Source organism: Gilvimarinus gilvus (genome assembly GCF_030518155.1).
Taxonomy (GTDB): domain Bacteria; phylum Pseudomonadota; class Gammaproteobacteria; order Pseudomonadales; family Cellvibrionaceae; genus Gilvimarinus; species Gilvimarinus gilvus.
This window is the reverse complement of sequence record NZ_JAULRU010000164.1, coordinates 1-344: the sequence shown is the minus strand read 5'-3', so window position 1 is coordinate 344 and position 344 is coordinate 1. Positions and strand designations below refer to the sequence as shown.

Genomic DNA, 344 nt, shown 5'->3' with positions numbered 1-344 from the left:
TGCTGCTCAAGGGCTACCACGCCTGGGGTGCGGCGCTACTGCCGAAACTCAACGGCATGTTCGCCCTGGCCATCTGGGAACGCGATAACCAACGCCTGTTCCTGGCCCGCGACCGCCTGGGCGTCAAGCCGCTGTACCTGTCACGCAACGGCGAGCGGCTGCGTTTTGCCTCGACCCTGCCAGCGTTGCTCAAGGGCGGCGACATCGACCCGATGCTCGACCCGGTGGCGCTCAACCACTACCTCAACTTCCATGCCGTAGTGCCGGCACCGCGCACCTTGCTGGCGAACGTGCAAAAGCTGGAACCCGGCACCTGGATGCGTATCGACCGCCACGGCGAAATC

The 344-nt window shown here is 65.1% G+C and carries 1 pseudogene; it reads left to right on the top strand.

The window, feature by feature from the left end:
- Positions 1–344, top strand: a pseudogene (locus QWI17_RS01280) (hypothetical protein); the annotation flags it as partial.